Origin of the sequence: Streptomyces sp. Inha503, assembly GCF_047215865.1 — a bacterium.
Taxonomy (GTDB): Bacteria; Actinomycetota; Actinomycetes; order Streptomycetales; family Streptomycetaceae; genus Streptomyces; species Streptomyces lycopersici.
Genome location: NZ_CP178360.1, coordinates 2,059,766 through 2,080,751, shown reverse-complemented (window position 1 = coordinate 2,080,751; position 20,986 = coordinate 2,059,766). Strand labels below are relative to the sequence as shown.

Sequence of the window (20,986 nt, the reverse complement as noted above, 5' to 3'; positions counted from 1 at the left end):
CGGGGCACGGCCGTCGTGTCTATGCGGTCGTGCGGTGTCGGCGCTTGACCGCGAGGGTGTCAGCGCTTGACCGCGAGCGTGATGCCATCACCCACGGTGAGCATGCTGATCTCGACGCGTGTGTCCTCCCGGAGCAGCTTGTTCACCTCGCGCAGGGCGGCGGTGTCGGCGTCCTGCGCGGCCGGGTCGACCACCCGGCCGAAGAAGAGGGTGTTGTCCAGGACGATGAGCCCGCCGCGCCTGAGCAGCGCCAGCGACTCCTCGTAGTAGTGGGCGTATCCGGTCTTGTCCGCGTCGATGAAGACCAGGTCGAACTCCCGGCCCTCCCGCCGCAGTCCGGCCAGGGTGTCCCGCGCGTCACCGATGCGTACATCGATGCGGTCCGCCACTCCGGCACGCTCCCAGAACGGGCGGCCGAGCCCCGGCCACTTCGGTGTGATGTCGCAGGTGATCAGCGTGGAGTCGCTCGGCAGCGCCCGCGCCATGCACAGCGTGCTGTATCCGGTGAAGGTGCCGATCTCCAGCACCGAACGGGCGCCGACGAGCCGCACCAGCAGCCCCAGGAGCTGGCCCTCCTCGGGCATCACCTGCATGGCCTGCGCGGCCGGCAGACCGGAGGTCTCCGCTCGCAGCCCGGCCAGGATCTCGTCATCGCGCAGGGACAGTTCCCGTACATAGCCGAGAATTTCTTCGGTCACATCGACTTGCTGAGCCATCGGATTGCCGCACCCCGCAAAGGTGAAGGGAAAGCCAATGCGGCCGATGCTAGGAATCCGCCGGCGCATCGCGCAATGGCGCCTGCCGGAATGCCGGAGCGCATATTCCGCTGAGGGGGGTCTAGGGGGGATTCTTAGGGGATTTGCGCGATCGCCCGGACAATATCGTGAACGCGGAAGCGCGTGTCATGGTCGGCACGTTGTTCACAACGCGCTGCGGAGGCGATGAATGAGCGGACATGCGGAAGCGCCGCGGCTGATGGTGCTGGGCGCGGGAACGATGGGACTGGGAATCACCTCGCTCGCCATCGGCCACGGAATCCCGGTGACGGTCGTCGAGGTGGACGAGGCCAGGATCGGCCGGACACGGGCCGCGGTCACCGAACGGCTCCGCATGGCCCAGCTCATGGGAGCCCTGCCGGCCGGCCGCCCACGGGGCGAGCTGACGGTCACCGCGTCCCCGGCCGACGGCCGGGACGCCACCGCCGTGGTCGAGGCCGTCACCGAGGACACCCCCACCAAGGCCAAGGTGCTCGAAGCGGTCGCCGGGCTCACCGGAGCCCAGGTGCCGCTGATCTCCAACACCTCCTCCATCCCGATCGACGAACTGGCCGGTTTCATCGCCGATCCGGCACGGCTGGTCGGCACCCACTTCATGAACCCGCCCTATCTGATCCCCACGGTGGAGGTGGTCCGCGGCCCCCGCACCGGGGAGGCGGTGATGACCGCCGTGACGGATCTGCTGCGGGCGCTGGAGCGCAAGCCGGTCGTCGTCGGCGACGGGCCGGGGTTCGTCACCAGCCGGGTGCTGCACCCGATGATCAACGACGCGATCCGGGTGGTGCAGGAGGGCACCGCGACGGTGGAGGCCGTGGACGACCTCATGCGGGAGTGCCTCGGCCACCGCACCGGGCCGCTGCGCACCGCGGACCTGATCGGCCTGGACAACCTCGCCGACTCGCTGCGCGTGCTGCGGATACGCACCGGGGACTCCCGGTGCGCACCGGCCGAACTGCTGCTGGAGAAGGTCCGCGACGGCCACTTGGGCCGCAAGTCGGGCCGAGGGTTCTACGCATACGGGAAGGAACTGGCGTGACCATCTCATCGAAGCCGGGCAGCCACACCGCCGAGACGGTGGCGCAGGAGGTGCAGCGGTTCCTCGAACAGCGCACCAAGCAGACCTGGGACCCGGACACCGATCTGTTCAGCAGCGGTGCCGTGTCCTCGATGTTCGCCATGGAGCTGGTCGTACACCTGGAGTCGACCTTCGACGTGATGATCAGCGGCCCCGACCTGGCGCTGGACAACTTCCGCACGGTGAACGCGATGACCGCGATGGTCCTGCGCCTGCGCGAGGCACAGCCGTGACCGACACCGCCACCAGCCATGCGGAACTGGTCAGCGGGTTGATCGGGGACCGGGCCGACGCCTGGGACGTGGCCGGGGAACTGCCCCGCGACCTGCTGGTCAAACTCGGCGCCTCAGGGGTGCTGTGCGCACAGGTCGGCCCCGAGCACGGCGGCACCGGCCTGGACAGCCGCGCGAGCGGGGAGCTCACCGCGCGGGTCGGCGCCCGGTGCAGCTCCCTGCGCAGCGTGATGACCTCGCAGGGCATGGCGGCCTGGACCGTGCGGAGGCTCGGCGGCGCGGAGCAGTGGGACACCTTCCTGCCCCGGCTGACCTCCGGTGACCTGGCGGCGGTCGGGTTCAGCGAGCCCGGGGCGGGCAGCGACCTGTCCGCGATGGAGACCGAGATCGCCGACGACGGCGCACAGGTGGTCGTCACCGGGCGGAAGGTGTGGATCACCGCCGCCCACTACGCCGACCTGCTGGTGGTGTTCGGCAAGTACCGGGGCGGCGCCACTGCCGTGGTCGTACCCGCACGGGCCCCCGGGGTCCGCATCACACGGGTGGCGAACCCGCTGGGCTGCCGTGCCGCGGGCCACGCGGACATCGCCCTGGACGCGGTCCGGGTGCCCGCCGATCACGTACTCGGTGGCACCGGGCTGCCGCTGCCCCTCGCGACCACCGCCGCGCTCACCTACGGGCGGATGTCCGTGGCGTGGGGATGCGTCGGCATCCTGCGCGCGTGTCTGGACGCCGCCGCCGCGCACACCGCCACCCGGGAGCAGTCCGGTCGCGTGCTCGCCGACCACCAGTTGGTGGCCCGGCACCTCGCCGAGCTGTATGTCGCGGAGCGGCACGCCACCGCGGTCTGCGAACACGCCAGCGCCTCCTGGGACACCGGCTCGCCCGACCTGGCGGTGGACGCGGTGCACGCGAAATACGTGGCCTCGCGCGAGGCGGCCGAGGGCGCGGCCCGCGCCGTACAGCTCCTGGCGTCCGCCGCGGCCCGTGACGGCCATGTGGTGGCCCGGGCGTACCGCGACGCGAAGCTGATGGAAGTCATCGAGGGCACCAGCGAGATCTGCCAGCTCATCCTGGCCCAGCACACGCGGAAGCCGGCCCAGTACACGCGGAGGAAGGTGCAAGCATGACGGAGGGGAAGCCCGTGAGCGGGAGCGAGCCGCCGACGGCCGTCAAATGTCTCGTCTGGGACCTGGACAACACCCTGTGGCGAGGCACCCTGCTCGAGGACGGCGAGGTGCCGCCGTTCGAGTGGGTGCGCGATGTCATCACCACCCTCGACGAACGTGGCATCCTCCAGTCGGTCGCCAGCAAGAACGACCACGACCACGCCTGGGCGCGCCTGGAGGCGCTGGGCCTCGCCGAGTACTTCGTCCTGCCGCACATCGGCTGGGGGCCCAAGTCGGAGGCGGTGCGCGCCATCGCGGACCGGCTGAACTTCGCCCACCGCGCCATGGCCTTCGTGGACGACCAGCCCGCCGAACGGGCCGAGGTCGCCTACCAGCTCCCCGCGGTGCGCTGCTACACCGCCGAGGACGTGGCCGGGCTCACCGAACTGCCCGAATTCAGCCCCGCCGTGGTCACCGTGGACTCGCGGCAGCGCCGGACCATGTACCAGTCGGGGTTCCGCCGGGACGCCGAGCGGGCCGGGTTCAGCGGCCCCGACGAGGAGTTCCTGCGCACCCTGGACATCCGGATGGCCATCGCCCGCGCCACCGAGCGGGAGCTGTCCCGGGTCGAGGAACTGACCCTGCGCACCAGCCAGATGAACGCCACCGGTGTGCACTACTCCGACTCCGTACTGCGCGGACTGCTCACCGACCCCGCCCATGAGGTGCTGGTCATCACGATGGCCGACCGGTTCGGCCCGCACGGGGCCGTCGGTATCGTGCTGCTGGAGCGGCACCCGAAGGTATGGCATCTCAAACTGCTCGCCACCTCCTGCCGCGTGGTCTCCTACGGGGCCGGGTCCACCGTGCTGAACTGGCTGGCCGACCAGGCGGCACGGGCCGGGGTGCACCTGGCCGCCGACTTCCGGCGCACCGACCGCAACCGGATGATGGAGGTCGCCTACCGCTTCGCCGGGTTCGCCGAAACCACCTGCGGGTGCACCACCGCCCTCGCGGCCCCCGGCGAGGAGGGGGTCGACCGCCTCCACCTCACCCCCGCGTTCCAGCCGGCCCCGACGACACTGCGGCTGACGGCGCCTGAGCTCGCCGACGCGGCGCTGCCGCACTCCCGCTGACCGGCGGGCACCTCCGCCCCGGATCCTCGCGTTCGCCTCTGACTGGTTTGGGTGATCACTGTGCTTGTGCTCGGGCTCAACGGCAACTTCTCCGCCGCGGACACCGATGTGGTGCCGCAGCTGGGCGAGGTCTTCTTCCATGACTCGGCGGCCTCCTTGGTCCGCGACGGCGAACTCGTGGCCGCGGTGGAGGAGGAGCGGCTCAACCGGATCAAAAAGACCACCAAATTCCCCATCAACGCGGTCCGCGAGTGTCTGGCCCTGGCCGGTGCGCGGCCCGAGGACGTCGACGCGGTGGGCTACTACTTTCCCGAGAACCACATCGACACCGTCCTCAACCACCTCTACACCGAATATCCGAAGGTACCGCTGCGCTACTCCCGGGAGCTGATCCGGGAGCGGCTGAGGGAGGGCCTGCACTGGGACCTGCCGGACGAGAAGCTGGTGTACGTACCGCACCACGAGGCACACGCGTACTCCTCGTATCTGCATTCCGGCATGGATCAGGCCCTGGTCCTGGTGCTGGACGGCCGCGGCGAGCTGCACTCCGGCACCGTCTACCGCGCCGAGGGCACCCATCTGGAGAAGCTGGCCGACTACCCCGTGCCCAAGTCGTTGGGCGGGCTCTATCTGAACGCCACCTATCTCCTCGGCTACGGCTTCGGCGACGAGTACAAGGTGATGGGCCTGGCCCCCTGGGGCGACCCCGAGACCTACCGCGACACCTTCGCCAAGCTCTACACCCTCCGCGACAACGGCGAGTACGAGCTGCACGGCAACATCATGGTGCCGAACCTCGTCAGCCCGCTGTTCTACGCCGAGGGCTTCCGGCCGCGCCGCAAGGGCGAGCCGTTCACCCAAGCACACCGCGACTTCGCCGCCGCGCTCCAGGAGGCGGTCGAGAAGATCGTGCTGCACATCCTCCAGCACTGGGCGAAGACCAGCGGCCTGTCGCGCCTGTGCTTCGGCGGCGGTGTCGCCCACAACTCCAGCCTCAACGGCCTGATCCTCAAATCCGGGCTGTTCGACGAGGTGTTCGTGCACCCCGCCTCGCATGACGCGGGCGCGGGCGAGGGTGCCGCCTACGCCGCGGCGGCGAGCCTCGGCACCCTCCAGCGGCCGAAGAAGCGGCTGCTCAGCGCGAGCCTCGGCCCGGCGCTCGGCGACCGGGCGCGGATCAGGGCCCGGCTGGCCGACTGGGCACCCCTGATCGATGTGGAGTTCCCCGACGACGCCGTGGAGACCGCGGCCGGACTCCTCGCCGGGGGAGAGGTGCTCGGCTGGGCGTACGGCCGGTCCGAGTTCGGCCCCCGCGCCCTGGGCCACCGCAGCATCGTCGCGGACGCGCGCCCCGAGGAGAACCGCACCCGCATCAACGCGATGGTGAAGAAGCGCGAGGGCTTCCGGCCGTTCGCCCCCGTGGTCACCGCCGAAGCGGCCCCCGACTACTTCGACCTCTCCGGCGCGGAGGGCCACCACGAGTTCATGTCCTTCGTGGTGCCGGTGCTGCCGGAGCGCCGTACGGAACTCGGCGCGGTCACCCACGTGGACGGCACCGCCCGGGTGCAGGTCGTATCGGCCGAGTCGGGCGAGCGGTTCCACCGCCTGGTGCGGCGGTTCGGCGAGCTGACCGGCACCCCGGTGCTCCTCAACACCTCCTTCAACAACAACGCAGAACCCATCGTGCAGAGCCTCGACGACGTGGTGACCAGCTTCCTCACCACCGACCTGGACGCCCTGGTGGTGGAGGACTGCCTGATACGCGCCAAGCCCTCGCCCGACCTGGGCGCCCTGGTGCCGCGATTCCGCCCGGTGACCCGGCTGGTCGAGCGCAGGACCGCCGGGCCGGACGCCTCGGCCGGAGCGAAGACCCACGAGATCTCCCTCGACTACGACGGCGGCCCGACCGCGAAGGTCTCGCCCGAGCTGTACGAACTGCTCGGCGCGGTGGACGGCACCGCCACGCTCGGGGATCTGGCCAAGACGGTCGCGGGCGGGCTGTCGGAGGCGCTGGCCACCGAGGTGTTCGCCCTGTGGGAGCAGCGGTTCCTCACCCTGGTCCCGGCCGGGGACACCGGGCCGTTGGCGGACGACGGTACGCGGGGGCGCTGACCCGATGGCGGCGGACCCGATCAGCGAAGCGCACCGGGAGATCACCCGGCTGCTGACGAAACTGGGCCGATCCTCCGGCACCCGCCCGGACGCCCTCGTGGAGGCGTGCGTGGCCTGCCTGGAAGCCGCCCAGCGCACCTCGGCCGCCGCCACCGGCCAGGAACACCCGGACACCGGCGCCCAAGAAGCGCTGCACGCGGTCAACGCGGCGGCCCTCGCCATCAGATACGCCCTGGTCAAGGCGGGTGACGAACGCCGCCGCGCGGCACGGGCACGGACGGGAGAGAGCGTCACCTAGACGCTCCGGTGGTCCCTTCCCCCAAGCGGCCCGGGGGAAGGGACCAGTCATGTCCGGGCCGGGGAGCGCCCTACGACGGGGCGGGGGACGGGTTCAGCCGTGTGGCCAAGTCGTCCACGAGGGAGCGGAGTTCGTCCTCGTCCCTCGCGATGCCGAAGAGGTAGAAGTCCGGGCGCACCAGCACCGCCAGCGCGTCCATCTCCGACAGATAGGGCAGGTACCGGCCCTCCACGTCCAGCGTGTCCCGTGGCCTTAAGGAGGCCGTGGGGGTGTCCGCGGGGACCAGGCGCACCAGTCGGGTGCCGATGGCGTCGAGGAACTTCAGGCGCCGCGCGTCCAGCGCGGGGACCACGTCCTCGGCGTGGAGGAGGACGAAACCGGTGCCCACCACGTCGTCGAACAGGCCGGTGGTCCCCGCGCGGCGCACTCGCCACTGGGGGCCCGCCTGGCCGGCGTACGGTGCCGGGCGGCCCTGGTCGTCCTGCCGCAGCAGCCCGTCCACGAGCGGCCTCACCACGGAGCGGCGGGCCGCGCTCGGGCCGATGTTGCGTTTGCGCGCGGCCAGCATCGCCGCGTCACGGTCCGCCGCCGCGGCCGGGTCCGCCATGCACACCACCCGGCCCAGGCCCACCGACATCTCCACCGCGTGGCGCACATGTGCCCGCCGCTCGGTGGTGTACGTGTCCAGCAGCGCCGGTGCCGCGTGTCCGCCCAGGACCAGATCCAGCTTCCAGGCCAGATTGGCCGCGTCGCGGAATCCTGAGCACATGCCCTGCCCCGCGAACGGCGGCATCAGGTGTGCCGAGTCCCCGGCCAGCAGCATCCGTCCGGCCCGCCAGCGCTCCGCCCAGCGGGCCTGGAAGGTGTAGACCGCGTGCCGGTCCAGGACGCCGTTGCCGGGCGTCACATCGAACAGCCGCAGCAGTTCCCAGGCGCTCTCCACGGTGCCGAAGTGCTCGGGGTCGTCCGCGGGCACCCGCATGAACTCGTACCGCCGGTGGCCGGGGCCCGCGGACACCGCCGTCCGGGGGCGCGCGGGATCGCAGATCTCCAGGTTGTTCGGCCGGAACTCGCGGTGCTCGTGCAACCGCACATCGCAGATCAGCCAGTCGTACGAGAAGTCGAGGTCCGTCATCGTGGTGCCGACACTCGTCCGCACCAGGCTGTTCGCACCGTCGCAGCCGACCACCCACAGCGCGGTGAGGTCCCGCTTCTCCCCGTCCGGGCCGACCACGGTCAAGGTCACATGGCCGCCGTCGTCCGCGAGCCCCACCGCCTCGTATCCGCGCAGGATCCGCAGCGACGGCAGCGTCGCCCCGTGCTCGATCAGCGCGGACTCCAGGGCGGGCTGATAGGCCGACAGCGCCTCCGGCCAGGTGCAGTGGCCCCGGCCGGCCACCTCGTGGTCGATCAGCGTCTCGCCCTTGGTGTTCTGCCAGGCGTGGTCCCGCGCGGGTTCGGTGAACTGGTCGAGCGAGTCGCCGATTCCGGCCGAGGCCAGGATGCGCGCGGCCTCACTGTCGAACCCGACCGCCCGGGGATGCCGGTACGGCTCCGGCCAGCGCTCCACCACCGTCACCCGCCGGCCGCGCTGGGCCAGCAGTACCGACAGCAGCTGGCCCACCGGCCCATAGCCGACGATCAGCACTTCGGTCTCGACGCCGTCCGTCTCTCGCGCGGTGTCCACCGCCGCCTCCTTCCCGCTCATGCGCCCGCCAGGATCAGATCGACCACGCCTTGGAATTCGTCCGCCTTCACCAGCACCTTGGTGCGCTCCACCCCGTCCTCGACGGTGAAGCAGCGCCTGCCGATCAGCACGATCTTCCCGTTGTCCGTGGCCCGGCTGCGGAAGGTGGTTCCGGCGAGCACCGAGTCCTGTGCGTAGTCGTCCAGGCTGTCCAGCCGTACCGCGTCCCAGCCGGACGGGTCGGCCAGCTCCGGCCGGAACCGGTACACCGGCTGCCAGTCGCCCTCCTTGGGCCGCCGTTCCACCACCCGGTAGCCGTCGTGTTCGGTCACGCGGTACGAGCAGCCGTACTGGTGCTGCTCCTCCTCGGACAGATACAGCGGCTCCGAATACGACGGCCCGGGGAAGCCGACGTCCACCAGGTGGGTCCGGCCATCGAGGAGGACCAGGTCGAAGGTGTGCTCCCGCTCCGGGCCGAAGGTGCCGTTCGCCTGCCGCACCGCGGCCGCCACCATGCGCACGTCGTAGCCGAGCTCCGCCAGCAGGGTGTGGAACAGCCGGTTGAGCTCGTAACACACTCCGCCGTGGCCCTCGGTCACCACATGCTCGAAGACCAGGTCCAGCGGGACGTTCGTCAGATGCCGCGAGGCCGGGAGCCGGTCGGGGGCCGTGGAGTTGTCGTACGGGACCGCCATGAGATGCCGTTTGTGCAGATGACGGAGGGTGTCAAGGGTCGGTGGGGGCGTCCCCTCCACCCCGATGCGCCGCAGATACTTCGCCACGTCGAACATGCCTTGTCTCACCTCTCCGTGCTCTGGTCGTCGTCTTGCGCCGCTTCCCCCGCTGCCACGTTCGTGTCCGTGGTGGTCGCGTCCAGCGCGAGCTGGTCCTGGAGGTGCTCGGCGGCCATCGACGGGGTGGGGTAGTCGAACAGCATCGCCGCCGCGAGCTGGAGGCCGGTGGCCGCGTTGAGGCGGTTGCGCAGTTCCACCGCGGTCAGCGAGTCGAACCCGATCTCGAAGAGGGCGTCGTCCGGCCCCACCGCGTCCGGGGTGGCGTGTCCGAGGACGGCCGCGGCCTCGGCTCGGACGAGTTCGGTGAGGCGCTGGTGCCGCTGGGTCGGGTCAAGGGCGGCCAACTGCTGGGCGAGGGACGGGGCGTCGTCCTCGGGCCGGGCCGTGGTGTGGGCGGTCGGCCGGTGGCGGCCGCGTATGAGGGTGCGCAGCAGGGGCGGAAGGGTGTGCGGGCCGGTGTTGTTCCGGAGGGCGGCGAGGTCGAGCTTGAGGGGGACGAGATGGGGGCGGGGGGTGGCGAGCGCGGTGTCGAGGAGGCGCATGCCGTCGGCGTCGGTCAGGGGGATGACGCCGCTGTCGCGGGTGCGTTGCTGCTGGGTGGTGGTCATCCCCGCGGTGAGGGCGCTGGTGGTTTCCCATAGTCCCCAGGCGAGTGAGGTGGCGGGGAGTCCGGCGGCGTGGCGTTGGTGGGCGAGGGCGTCGGCGTAGGTGTTGGCGGCGGCGTAGTTGGCTTGGCCGGGGGTGCCGAGGGTGCCGGTGGCGGAGGAGTAGATGACGAAGGCCGAGAGGTCGTGGTTCTGGGTGAGGTCGTGGAGGTGGGTGAGGGCGTCGATCTTGGGGCGGAAGACGGTGTTGAGGCGTTGTGGGGTGAGGTCGGTGAGTAGGGCGTCGTCGAGGGTTCCGGCGGTGTGGATGACGGCGGTGAGGGGGTGGTTGGTCGGGATGTCGGTGAGGAGGGTGGTGAGTTGGTCGCGGTCGGCGGTGTCGCAGGCGGTGATGCGGATGGTGGCGCCGAGTTTGGTGAGTTCGGTGGTGAGTTCGGTTGCACCGGGGGCGTTGGGGCCTTGGCGGCTGGTGAGTAGTAGGTGTTGGGCGCCGTGGTGGGTGATGAGGTGGCGGGCGGTGAGGGCGCCGAGGGTTCCGGTGCCGCCGGTGATGAGGATGGTTCCCTCGGGGTCGAGGGTGATGGGCTCGGGTGTGGTGGCGGGCGCGGGCGCCAGATGGGGGGTGTAGGCGATGGCGTCGCGGAGGGCGAGTTGGTCCTCGGTGGTGGCGAGGGCGGCGGGCAGCGCCTCGTGGGAGTGGTCGTCGATGTCGATGAGCTGGATACGTCCGGGGTGCTCGGACTGGGCCGAGCGGACCAGACCCCAGACGGCGGCCGCGGCCGGGTCGGTGACCTCGGCGGTGTCGTGTACGGCCATGGCGCCGCGCGTGAGGACGACCAGGCGGGTGTCCGCCGGCTCGGGCCGGTCCACCCACTGCCGCAGCAGATCCAGGACCCGGGCGCAGAGCGCGTGCGTACGGTCGATGGGCCCGGTCTTCTCCGGCGCCCAGGCGGACACGTCGGCGACGAGCACGGCGGGCCGCTCCACAGTCTCCCCGGCCTCCCCGGCCTCCCCGGTCACCGCGATTTCCGCGGCCTCCGCCTCCGCGGCCTCGGAGACATCGGCATAGCCCGGCGCGGAATCCGGGAGTCGGCTCTCCCCGATCGTGGCCCACCGCGCTTCCGTGGCGCCGAGCCCGTATTCGGCCCAGTCGACCGCCCACAGCCCATCGCCGCCCGACGCGGCGGACAGCGCGCGCAACTGATCGGGTGTGGTCTCCCGGAGCTGGAGGGAGCCGATCGTGGCCACCGGAGCGCCCTGCGGATCGGTGATCCGTACGCACAGCCCGTCCCCGTCGGACACCGTCGCCCGCACCCGCACGGCGGTGGCGCCCACGGCGTGGAGCCGTACATCGGTCCATGCGAACGGCAGCATCGTGGGCCGCTCACCATCGGACTGGAAGCAGAAGTTACCGGCGTGCAGGGTGGCGTCGAGCAACGCCGGATGGATGCCGAACCGCCCGGCCACCCCGGTCTGCTCCCCCGGCACCGACACCTCGGCGAACACCTCGTCGTCCCGCTTCCACACCGCCCTCAGACCGCGGAACGCCGGGCCGTATTCGTATCCGACCTCGGCCAGATGCTCGTAGAACCCTTCGAGTGCGACGGGCTCCGAGCCCTCGGGCGGCCACGGCTGAGCGACCTCGGGCGGTGGGACGGTGACCCCTGCGGCCGGTGTGCCGGTAGCGCCTCCGGTCAGGGTGCCGGTGGCGTGCTCGGTCCACTCCCGGGTGCCCTCGGGGCGGGAGTAGATCCCCACCTTGCGGCGCCCGCGGTCCTCGCCGCCGACGAGTACTTGGACGTGCAGAGTGCCCTCTTCCGGCACCGTCATGGGGCGGCTGATGACCAGCTCTGCCAGGGTGGGGGTGTCCGCCTCGTCCCCGGCGCGCACCGCCAGCTCGACCATCGCCGTCCCGGGGAGCAGGACGGTACCGGAGACGGCGTGGTCGGCCAGCCAGGGGTGGCTGCGCAGGGAGAGACGTCCGGTGAGCAGCACACCTCCGGTGTCGGGCACGCTCACCACGGCCCCGACCAGCGGATGGCCGGTGTCCTCCAGCCCCACGGCACGGACGTCGCCCGGACCGCCGCGGTCCAGCCAGAACGTCTCGTGTTCGAAGGGGTAGGTGGGGAGCGGGATTTGGGAGGGTTGCGATCCGGTGTACGCGGTGGGCCAGTCCATTGGTGTTCCCCTGGTGGACAGTTCGGCGAGGTGGGTGAGGAAGCGGGTGGGGGTGTCGTCGTCGCGTCGGAGGGTGCCGGTGACGGTGGTGTGGAGGGTGTCGTGTGCTTCGAGGGTTTCTTGGATGGCGGTGGTGAGGACGGGGTGGGGGCTTACCTCGATGAAGGTTCGGTAGCCGTCGTGGGCGAGGGTGTGGATGGTGTGCTCGAATTGCACGGTTTGGCGGAGGTTGCGGTACCAGTAGTCGGTGTCGGGGGCGTCGGGTTCGATCCATTGGCCGGTGACGGTGGAGAGCCAGGGGGTGGTGCCGGGGGAGGCGGTGACGCCGCCGAGGACGTGGTGTAGCTGGTCTTTGATGGTGTCGACGTGTCCGGTGTGGGAGGCGTAGTCGACGGGGATGATGCGGGCCCTGGTGCCTTGGTTGGTGTAGTGGGTGTGGAGTTGGTGGAGGGCGTTGGTGTCGCCTGCGATGACGGTGGCGTTGGGGCTGTTGTGGGCGGCGATCCAGAGTTTGCCGTGCCAGGGGGTGAGGTCGATGGTGTTGGCGGGGGCGGCGAGGGACATCATGCCGCCGTGTCCGGCGAGGTGGTGGGCGATGGTCTGGCTGCGGAGGGCGACGATTTTGGTGGCGGTGGTGAGGGTGAGGTGTCCGGCGACGTGGGCGGCGGCGATTTCGCCTTGGGAGTGGCCGATGACGGCGTCGGGGTGGATGCCTAGGGATTGCCAGAGGGCGGCGAGGGAGACGACGACGGCGAAGGTGGCGGGCTGGACGACATCGACACGCTCAAGGCTCGGCGCGTCGGGTGCGCCGGTGATGACGTCGATCAGCGACCAGTCAACGTACGGGGCCAGAGCCTCGGCGCATTCGTTCAGCCGGGCGGCGAAGACCGGTGAGCTGCCAAGGAGTTGTGCTCCCATGCCCACCCATTGGGCTCCCTGACCGGGGAAGACGAAGACCGTCTTGCCGTGGGTGGTGGCGTGGCCGGTGGTGAGGCGGGGGTGTGGTTGTCCGGTCGCGAGGGCGGTGAGAGCGGCCGTGGCCTCGTCGCCATCGGCTTCGGTGTCGGTGATGATGACGGCGCGGTGGTCGTGGAGGGTGCGAGTGGTGGCCAGGGACCAGCCGACGTCCACCGGGTGCGCGGTCACCCCGGATTCCAGGTGTTCCAGCAGGCGTTGGGCCTGGGCGCGTAGTGCCGCCGGGCTCTTGGCGGAGAGGACCCAGGGCGCGATTCCGCCGGTGGCGACCAGCCCAGGCGGGTCCGTGCCCTCGCCGACGTTCGGTACGGCTTCGGGCTGAGGTGCCTGCTCCAGGATGAGGTGGGCGTTGGTGCCACTGACGCCGAAGGAGGAGATCCCGGCACGCCGTGGGTGGTCGGTCTCCGGCCAGGGGCGAGCATCGGTGAGCAGGGACACCGCGCCCGATGTCCAGTCCACCTGACTGGTGGGTTCGTCGATGTGCAGGGACCGCGGAAGCGTGCCCTGCCGTATCGCCAGCACCATCTTGATGACACTGGCCACGCCCGCGGCCGCTTGGGCGTGGCCGATGTTGGACTTCAGCGATCCGAGCCACAGCGGCTCGTCCCCCGTGCGCTCCTGCCCGTAGGTGGCCAGGAGCGCCTGGGCCTCGATGGGGTCGCCGAGGGCGGTGCCGGTGCCGTGGGCCTCGACCGCGTCCACATCGGCCGCCGACAGCCCCGCGTTCGCCAGCGCCTGCCGTATCACCCGCTGCTGCGACGGCCCGTTCGGTGCGGTGAGGCCATTGCTCGCGCCGTCCTGGTTCACCGCCGTCCCACGGATCACGGCCAGCACCTCGTGCCCGTTGCGACGGGCCTCCGAGAGCCGTTCCAGCAGCACAAGGCCGACCCCCTCGGACCAGTTGGTGCCGTCGGCGCCCTCGCCGAAGGACTTGCAGCGCCCGTCCGACGCGAGGCCGCGCTGGCGGGAGAACTCGACGAACGCGCCGGGCTGGCCCATGACGGCGACGCCCCCGGCGAGTGCCATCGTGCATTCGCCGGAGCGCAGGGCCTGTACGGCGAGGTGGAGAGCCACCAACGAGGAGGAGCAGGCGGTGTCCACGGTCACCGCGGGACCGGTCAGCCCGAAGGTGTACGACACCCGACCCGACGCCACGCTCGTCGCGCCGCCCACTCCGAGGTAGCCCTCCAGGCCCTCCGGCACCGCGCCCGGACCGACGCCGTAGCCTTGGCCGCTGGCCCCGACGAAGACGCCGACCTCCTGTCCGCGCAGTGACGTGGGAACGATCCCCGAGCGTTCCAGGGTCTCCCAGGCGGTCTCCAGCAGTACGCGCTGTTGCGGGTCCATCGACAGCGCCTCGCGCGGGGAGATGCCGAAGAAGGTCGCGTCGAACCCGCCCGCGTCGGTGAGGAAACCGCCCTCGCGTACGTAGGACTTGCCCAGGGCATCCGGGTCGGAGTCGAACAGCTCGGCCAGATCCCAGCCCCGGTCCCGCGGGAACGGTCCGATGGCATCGTCTCCGGCGGCGACCAGCCGCCACAGATCCTCGGGAGTACGGACGTCCCCGGGCAGGCGGCAGCCCATGCCGACCACGACCACCGGGTCCTCGGCCTGGTCCGGAGCGGTCCGGTCACGCCGCACCGGCCGGGGCGTGGCCTCGGCCGTACGCCCGCCCAGTCGCCCGCCCAGTCGGTCGCGTAGAGACTCGGCGGTGGCCACGGGGCTCGGGTGGTCGAAGACCAGCGTCGCCGGCAACCGCAGCCCGGTGGCGGTGTTGAGGCGATTGCGCAGCTCCACCGCGGTCAGCGAGTCGAATCCCATGTCCCGGAACGCCTGTTCCGGACCGATGGGGTCGACCGTGGGAAACCCGAGCACCGAAGCGGCCTCTGCACGGATCAACTCGACCAGCACACGCTCCTGTTGGGCCGCCGACAGCCCGGCCAGCCGCTCGACGAGACCGCCCTCACCGGAGTTCGGCACCGGCCGGGCCGTACGCCGCGTCGGCCGGACCAGACCCCGCAGCAGTGGCGGGGGTTCAGCGGTCTCGGCGCCGAGGGCGGCGAGGTCGAACCTCATCGGCACCAGCACCGAAAGACCGGACACCACCGACCGGTCGAACAGGCCCAGCGCCTCCGTGGTGGACAGCCCGACGATGCCCCCGCGCCGCATCCGGTGCAGATCGCCGGAACCGAGCCCGGACGTCATGCCACTGGCCTCCGCCCACATGCCCCACGCCAGCGAGGTGGCGGGGAGCCCGTGCGCCCGCCGCCACTGGGCGAGGCCGTCCAGGTAGGCGTTGGCGGCGGAGTAGTTGCCCTGTCCGGGCCCGCCGAGGACGCCGGCGGCGGACGAGTACACCACGAACGCCGCCAGGTCGTGGTTGTCCTGGGTGAGGTCGTGGAGGTGGGTGACGGCGTCGACCTTGGGGCGGAAGACGGTGTCGAATCGGTCGGGGGTGAGTGCGGTCAGGATGCCGTCGTCCAGGGTCCCGGCGGTGTGGACCACGGCGGTGAGGGGATGGTCGGCCGGGATGTCGCCGAGGACGAAGGCGAGTTGGTCGCGGTCGGCGGTGTCGCAGGCGGCGATGTCGACGTGTGCGCCGAGTTCGGTGAGTTCGGTGCTGAGGTCCGTGGCACCCGGGGCGTCCGGTCCCCGTCGGCTGAGCAGCAGCAGATGGCGTACGCCATGGTGGCTGACGAGATGGCGGGCGACGGTGGCGCCGAGGGCGCCGGTGCCGCCGGTGACCAGGACCGTGCCATCCGGATCCAGGGTGCGGGGGAGGGTGAGCACGATCTTGCCGGTGTGACGGCCCTGGCTCATCCACCGGAACGCCTCAGGAGCACGGGTGATGTCCCAGTGCCGTACGGGCAGCGGCTCGATCCGGCCCGTCTCGAAGAGTTCCACCAGCTGGCCCAGCAACTCCCGCACCCGCTCCGCGGGTGCCTCGCCACCGAGGTCGAACGCCCGGTAGCTGACTCCTGGGTGCCGCGCCTCGACCTCACCGGGCTCCCGCGGATCGGTCTTCCCCATCTCCAGGAACCGGCCGCCGGGACGGAGAAGTCCGAGGGAGGCGTCGATGTGCTCGCCGGTGAGGGAGTTGAGGACGACGTCGGCGGTGGGGAAGGTGTCGGCGTAGGCGAGGTCGCGGCTGGAGGCGAGCCGTTCGGCGGGGACGCCGAGCCGGTGCAGGGCGTGGTGTTTGGAGGGGTGGGCGGTGCCCAGGACGGTGGCGCCGAAGTGCCGTGCGAGCTGGACGGCGGCCATGCCCACCCCACCCGCGGCGGCGTGCACCAGCACCGTCTCGCCCGGCTGGACCCTCCCGAGGTCCTGCAACGCGTACAGCGCCGTCAGATAGGCCACCGGCACCCCGGCCGCCGTACCGAACGACCAGCCCTCCGGCATCCGGATGACCGTGCGCGCGTCGGCGGTGGCGAGCGGGCCGAACGAGCCGGAGAACAGGCCCATCACCCGGTCGCCCACGGCCAGGTCCCCGACACCCGGGCCGACCTCGGTCACCACACCGGCGCCCTCGGTGCCGATCACCGACCGGCCCGGATACATGCCGAGAGTCACCAGCACATCGCGGAAGTTGAGCCCGGCGGCACGGACCTCGATCCGTACCTGACCGGCCTCCAGCGGTGCGGTTCCGGCCTCGTCGGGCAGCAGCGCGAGATGGTCCAGGGTGCCGTACTCGGACGAGTCCAGATGCCACGACGGCTGCGCGGGCACCCGCAGGCCGGGCTCGACCCGGGCCAGGCGCGGCACCCATGTCGCGCCACCGCGCACCGCGAGCTGGGGCTCGTCCCCGGACGCGGACCACACACCGGCGGGCAGCTCGGGGAGCTCCTGGTACGCGCGGTCGGTGTCCACCAGGGCCAGTCGCCCCGGGTGTTCGGCCTGGGCCGAGCGGACCAGGCCCCAGACCGCGGTGGCGGCCGGGTCGGTGACCTCGGCGTCCCCGTGCACCGCGACCGCCCCGCGGGTGACCACGGCCAGCCGCGTCCCGGCCATGGTGTCGTCGCCGACCCACCGCTGCATTTCCTCCAGCAGGCGGCCGGTGAGCTCCCGGGTGCGTGTGGGCAGCGGTGCGGTGAGGTCATCGGCCCACCCGCGCGTATCGGCCACGAGGACGTCGGGAAGGGGGTCCGCGGCGCCTCCTGCTGCGCCGAGCGGCGCCCAGGAGACCGCGCCGCCGTCCGGCAAGGCGTGTTCGCTCCAGCGGACCGTCCACAACGCGTCATCGGCTGTGCCGCTCTCCAGCTGGGCCGGGTCCACCGCCCGCAGGGTGAGCGAGTCCACGGAGGCCACCGTCCGGCCCGAGCCGTCGGTCAGACGCACCGCGAACGCGTCGTCGCCCACCGGCCGCACACGCACCCGGACCGCGGTCGCGCCCCCCGCGTGCAGACGCACGTTGTTCCAGGCGAACGGCAGCAGGGTCACCTGTCGCGCCGGATCGGAGGGCAGGCAGAAACTGCCCGCGTGCAACGCGGCGTCCAGCAACGCCGGGTGGATGCCGAACCGTTCGGCCTCCGTGGTGTAAGCCTCCGGCAGCGCCACGTCGCCGAAGACCTCACCGTCCCGGCGCCACGCGGCGACGAGCCCGCGGAACGCCGGTCCGTACGCGTAACCGGCGTCCACGAGCGAACGGTAGAAGTCCGCCACCGGAATCGGCTCGGCTTCGGCGGGTGGCCACTCGCCGACCGTCCCGTCCTGCGGTGCCGGGACCTGCGCCGTGAGCGTGCCGGTGGCGTGCTCGGTCCAGTCCACGCCCCCGTCGGCGCGGGAGTAGATCCGCACCGTGCGCCGCCCGCCCTCGTCCGCGCCCACGACGACCTGCACGCTCAGGGCGGTGTCGGCGGGCAGCGTCATCGGCTGCCCGATCACCAGCTCCTCCAGCACCGGGGTGCCGGTCTCGTCCCCGGCGCGCACCGCCAGCTCCACCATCGCCGTACCGGGCACCAACACCGCACCGGAGATGACGTGTTCGCCCAGCCACGGCTGGGCCCGTACCGACAGCCGCCCGCTGAGCTGCACACCGCCGGTCTCCGGCAGCTGTACCACCGCGCCCAGCAGCGGGTGGCCCGCCTCCCCGAGGCCCACCGCGCCCACATCGCCGGATCCGGTGGCCCGCTCCAGCCAGTAGTGCTCATGCTGGAAGGCGTACGTCGGGAGGGGGACGCGCCGGGCGCCGGCCCCGGTGAACAACGCGCCCCAGTCCACCGGCACACCGCGCACGTACAGACCGGCGAGACCGGCCAGCACCGCCTGGGCCTCGTGGACACCCGGACGCAGGGACGGTACGAACGCCCCGGCCGCGTCCGTGTCCATGTCCGTGTTCGCATCCGTGTCCGCGTCCGCGTCCGGTAGGCAGTCCTGGCCCATCGCGGTCAGCACCCCGTCCGGGCCGAGTTCCAGATGGGTGCGTACGCCCGCGTCGGCGAGTGCGCGGACACCGTCGAGGAACCGCACCGCGCCCCGCACATGCCGCACCCAGTACTCCGGGGTGCACAGCTCCTCGGGATCCGCGACCCCGCCGGTCAGGTTCGACACCACGGGCACCCGGGGCGGCGCATAGGTCAGCCGGGACACCACCTCGCGGAACGCGTCCAGCATCCCGTCCATATGAGGGGAGTGGAACGCGTGCGAGACCACGAGGCGCTTGGTCTTGCGGCCCTGCCGCGCCAGCGTCTCCGCCACCGCCGTGACCACGTCCTCGTCACCGGAGACGACCACGGACGTCGGGCCGTTGACGGCGGCGATGGAGGCCTGGTGCTCCTTCCCGGTGAGCAGGGGGACGACCTCGTCCTCGGCCGCCTCCACCGCGACCATCGCCCCGGTCGCGTCGAGCCGCTGCATCAGCCGCCCGCGCGCCCGCACCAGCGTGCAGGCATCCGGCAGGGACAGGACCCCGGCCACATGGGCCGCCACCACCTCGCCGATCGAGTGGCCCAGGACATACGCGGGACGCACCCCCCACGACTCCACGAGCCGGTACAGCGCCACCTCCAGCGCGAACAGCGCGGGCTGGGTGAACTCGGTCCGGTCCAGCAGCGCCGCCCTCGACGACCCCTCCTCGGCGAACACCACCTCGGCGAGCGAGACCTTGTGGTCCCCGCCCCCGCCCCCATCTTCAGCGGGCAGGTCGCCGAACTGGGCGCATACGTCATCGAAGGCCCGCGCGAACACCGGGTAGTGGCCGTGCAGTTCCCGGCCCATCCCGGCGCGCTGGCTGCCCTGGCCGGTGAACAGCACCGCGAGCTTGCCGGACACCACGGACCCGGTGACCGCCGACCGGGCGGACGCCCCCGAGGCCACCGCCTCCAGCCCCGCGACGGCCTCCCCGGCCTCCCCGGCCTCCCCGGCATCGGCGGCATCGGCGGCATCCGCGCACAGCACGACCGCGCGGTGGTCGTGGAGCGTCCGGGTGGTGGCCAGCGACCAGCCCACATCCCGAGCGCTGTCGATGTCCGTCTTCCGCATATGGGTCAGCAGCCGGGCGGCCTGGGCCCGCAACGCCGCCTCCGTATGGCCCGAGAGCACCCACGGCACGACGCGGCCGGTGGCGACGGGACCGGGCTCCGCGGACTCCTCCGGCCGTGGGGCGGTGTTCTCCGCCGGGGCCTGCTCGAGGATGACATGCGCGTTCGTTCCGCTGACGCCGAAGGACGAGATGCCCGCGCGGCGTGGGTGTCCCGTCTCCGGCCACGCCCGCCCCTCGGTGAGCAGGGACACCGCGCCCGTGGCCCAGTTCACCTTGGAGGTGGGCGCTTCGGCGTGGAGGGTCTTCGGCAGCCGGCCGTGCCGTAACGCCATGACCGTCTTGATGACACTGGCGATCCCGGCGGCGGCCTGTGCGTGGCCGATGTTGGACTTCAACGACCCCAGCCACAGCGGCTGGTCTGCCGGGCGGTTCCGGCCGTACGTGGCAAGAACCGCCTGGGCCTCGATGGGGTCGCCGAGGGCGGTGCCGGTGCCGTGTGCCTCGACCGCGTCCACGTCGGCCACCGTCAGCCCGGCGTTGGACAGCGCCTGACGGATCACCCGCTCCTGCGAGGGGCCGTTGGGCGCGGTGAGGCCGTTGCTCGCCCCGTCCTGGTTGACCGCGGTGCCCCGGATGACGGCCAGGACGTCATGGCCGTTGCGCCGGGCGTCGGACAGCCGCTCCAGCAACACGAGCCCGACGCCCTCGGACCAGGTGGTGCCGTCCGCGCCCTCGCCGAACGACTTGCAGCGCCCGTCGGGCGCCAGCCCACGCTGGCGGGAGAACTCCACGAAGGCGGTGGGCCGGCCCATGACGGCGACACCACCGGCCAGCGCCATGGAGCATTCGCCGGACCGCAGCGCCTGTACGGCGAGATGGGTGGCCACGAGCGAGGAGGAGCAGGCGGTGTCCACGGTCACGGCGGGCCCGGTCAGCCCGAGCGTGTACGACACGCGCCCGGAGATGACGCTGCCGGAGGCGCCGACCCCGAGATAGCCCTCCAGGCCCTTGGGCGCGTCACCAGGGCCGCCGCCGTACCCCTGGCCGCTGCCCCCGGCGAACACCGCGATGTCCCGGCCCTCCACCGACCGCGGATCCATCCCCGCCCGCTCGAACGTCTCCCACGCGGTCTCCAGCAGCAGCCGCTGCTGCGGATCAAGCGACAGGGCCTCGCGCGGGGAGATCCCGAAGAACGCGGCGTCGAACCCGCCCGCACCCTCCAGGAATCCCGCCTCGCGTACGTAGGACTTGCCCACGGCGTCCGGATCGGAGTCGAAGAGTGTCTCCAGGTCCCAGCCGCGGTCCGTGGGGAACGGGCCGATCGCGTCCCGTCCTTCGGCCACCAGCTCCCACAGCGACTCCGGGTCGGTCACCCCGCCCGGCAGCCGGCACGCCATCGCCACGATCGCCACGGGTTCGGTGGACTCGGCGATCAGCCGGTCGTTCTCCCGCCGCAGCCGCTCGACGTCCATCAGCGAGGTACGCAGCGCCTTGACCAGGTCTTCCCGGGACGCAGCCATGTGTACT

At 71.8% G+C, this 20,986-nt stretch carries 10 protein-coding genes; 6 read left to right on the top strand and 4 right to left on the bottom strand.

Translation table 11 applies throughout. The annotated features are described in order from the left end of the window. Nucleotides 1-59 precede the first annotated feature (59 nt). Complete coding sequence (locus ACJX2R_RS08450) at nt 60-716, bottom strand: O-methyltransferase (RefSeq protein ID WP_413099506.1); 657 nt, start codon at nt 714-716, stop codon at nt 60-62. Between the two features lie 229 nt (nt 717-945). On the opposite strand from ACJX2R_RS08450, the gene ACJX2R_RS08445 reads away from it, so the two are divergent. Genes ACJX2R_RS08445 through ACJX2R_RS08420 form a run of 6 tightly spaced genes read left to right on the top strand, consistent with a single transcriptional unit; the run spans nt 946 to nt 6,739 of the window. Next, nucleotides 946-1,812: a 3-hydroxyacyl-CoA dehydrogenase family protein gene (locus tag ACJX2R_RS08445; RefSeq protein WP_413099505.1), complete on the top strand. Its 867-nt coding sequence runs from the start codon at nt 946-948 to the stop codon at nt 1,810-1,812. Beyond that, a complete protein-coding gene (locus ACJX2R_RS08440; RefSeq protein WP_262698916.1) occupies nt 1,809-2,084 on the top strand; it encodes an acyl carrier protein in 276 nt (91 codons plus the stop codon). The genes ACJX2R_RS08445 and ACJX2R_RS08440 overlap by 4 nt, the downstream gene beginning before the upstream one ends. Beyond that, complete coding sequence (locus ACJX2R_RS08435) at nt 2,081-3,214, top strand: acyl-CoA dehydrogenase family protein (RefSeq protein ID WP_413099504.1); 1,134 nt, start codon at nt 2,081-2,083, stop codon at nt 3,212-3,214. The genes ACJX2R_RS08440 and ACJX2R_RS08435 overlap by 4 nt, the downstream gene beginning before the upstream one ends. After that, complete coding sequence (locus ACJX2R_RS08430; protein ID WP_413099503.1) at nt 3,211-4,329, top strand: HAD-IIIC family phosphatase; 1,119 nt, start codon at nt 3,211-3,213, stop codon at nt 4,327-4,329. Before ACJX2R_RS08435 ends, ACJX2R_RS08430 begins: the two co-directional genes overlap by 4 nt. Before the next feature lie 51 nt (nt 4,330-4,380). Beyond that, nucleotides 4,381-6,441, top strand: a complete 2,061-nt coding sequence (locus tag ACJX2R_RS08425) for a carbamoyltransferase (protein WP_413099502.1) — start codon at nt 4,381-4,383, stop codon at nt 6,439-6,441. 4 nt (nt 6,442-6,445) lie between these two features. After that, nucleotides 6,446-6,739 (top strand): O-linked N-acetylglucosamine transferase, encoded by a 294-nt coding sequence (locus ACJX2R_RS08420; RefSeq protein ID WP_413099501.1) that lies wholly within the window; start codon nt 6,446-6,448, stop codon nt 6,737-6,739. A 70-nt stretch (nt 6,740-6,809) separates the two neighbouring features. Here the strand turns inward: ACJX2R_RS08420 and ACJX2R_RS08415 are convergent, their stop codons facing one another. Genes ACJX2R_RS08415 through ACJX2R_RS08405 form a run of 3 tightly spaced genes read right to left on the bottom strand, consistent with a single transcriptional unit; the run spans nt 6,810 to nt 20,979 of the window. Next, entirely contained in the window at nt 6,810-8,426 is a 1,617-nt protein-coding gene (locus tag ACJX2R_RS08415) for a bifunctional 3-(3-hydroxy-phenyl)propionate/3-hydroxycinnamic acid hydroxylase (protein WP_413099500.1), read from the bottom strand. A gap of 17 nt (nt 8,427-8,443) precedes the next feature. Then, nucleotides 8,444-9,217 carry an arylamine N-acetyltransferase family protein gene (locus ACJX2R_RS08410; protein WP_413099499.1) on the bottom strand — a complete coding sequence of 258 codons (774 nt, stop codon included), beginning with the start codon at nt 9,215-9,217 and terminating at the stop codon, nt 8,444-8,446. Nucleotides 9,218-9,225: 8 nt separating this feature from the next. Further along, complete coding sequence (locus tag ACJX2R_RS08405) at nt 9,226-20,979, bottom strand: SDR family NAD(P)-dependent oxidoreductase (protein WP_413099498.1); 11,754 nt, start codon at nt 20,977-20,979, stop codon at nt 9,226-9,228. Nucleotides 20,980-20,986: the final 7 nt, after the last annotated feature.

Coding starts and splice junctions, on each gene's coding strand:
- ACJX2R_RS08445 (WP_413099505.1), top strand. CDS start 946: ATGAGCGGACATGCGGAAGCGCCGCGGCTGATGGTGCTGGGCGCGGGA.
- ACJX2R_RS08450 (WP_413099506.1), bottom strand. CDS start 716: ATGGCTCAGCAAGTCGATGTGACCGAAGAAATTCTCGGCTATGTACGG.
- ACJX2R_RS08420 (WP_413099501.1), top strand. CDS start 6,446: ATGGCGGCGGACCCGATCAGCGAAGCGCACCGGGAGATCACCCGGCTG.
- ACJX2R_RS08405 (WP_413099498.1), bottom strand. CDS start 20,979: ATGGCTGCGTCCCGGGAAGACCTGGTCAAGGCGCTGCGTACCTCGCTG.
- ACJX2R_RS08410 (WP_413099499.1), bottom strand. CDS start 9,217: ATGTTCGACGTGGCGAAGTATCTGCGGCGCATCGGGGTGGAGGGGACG.
- ACJX2R_RS08430 (WP_413099503.1), top strand. CDS start 3,211: ATGACGGAGGGGAAGCCCGTGAGCGGGAGCGAGCCGCCGACGGCCGTC.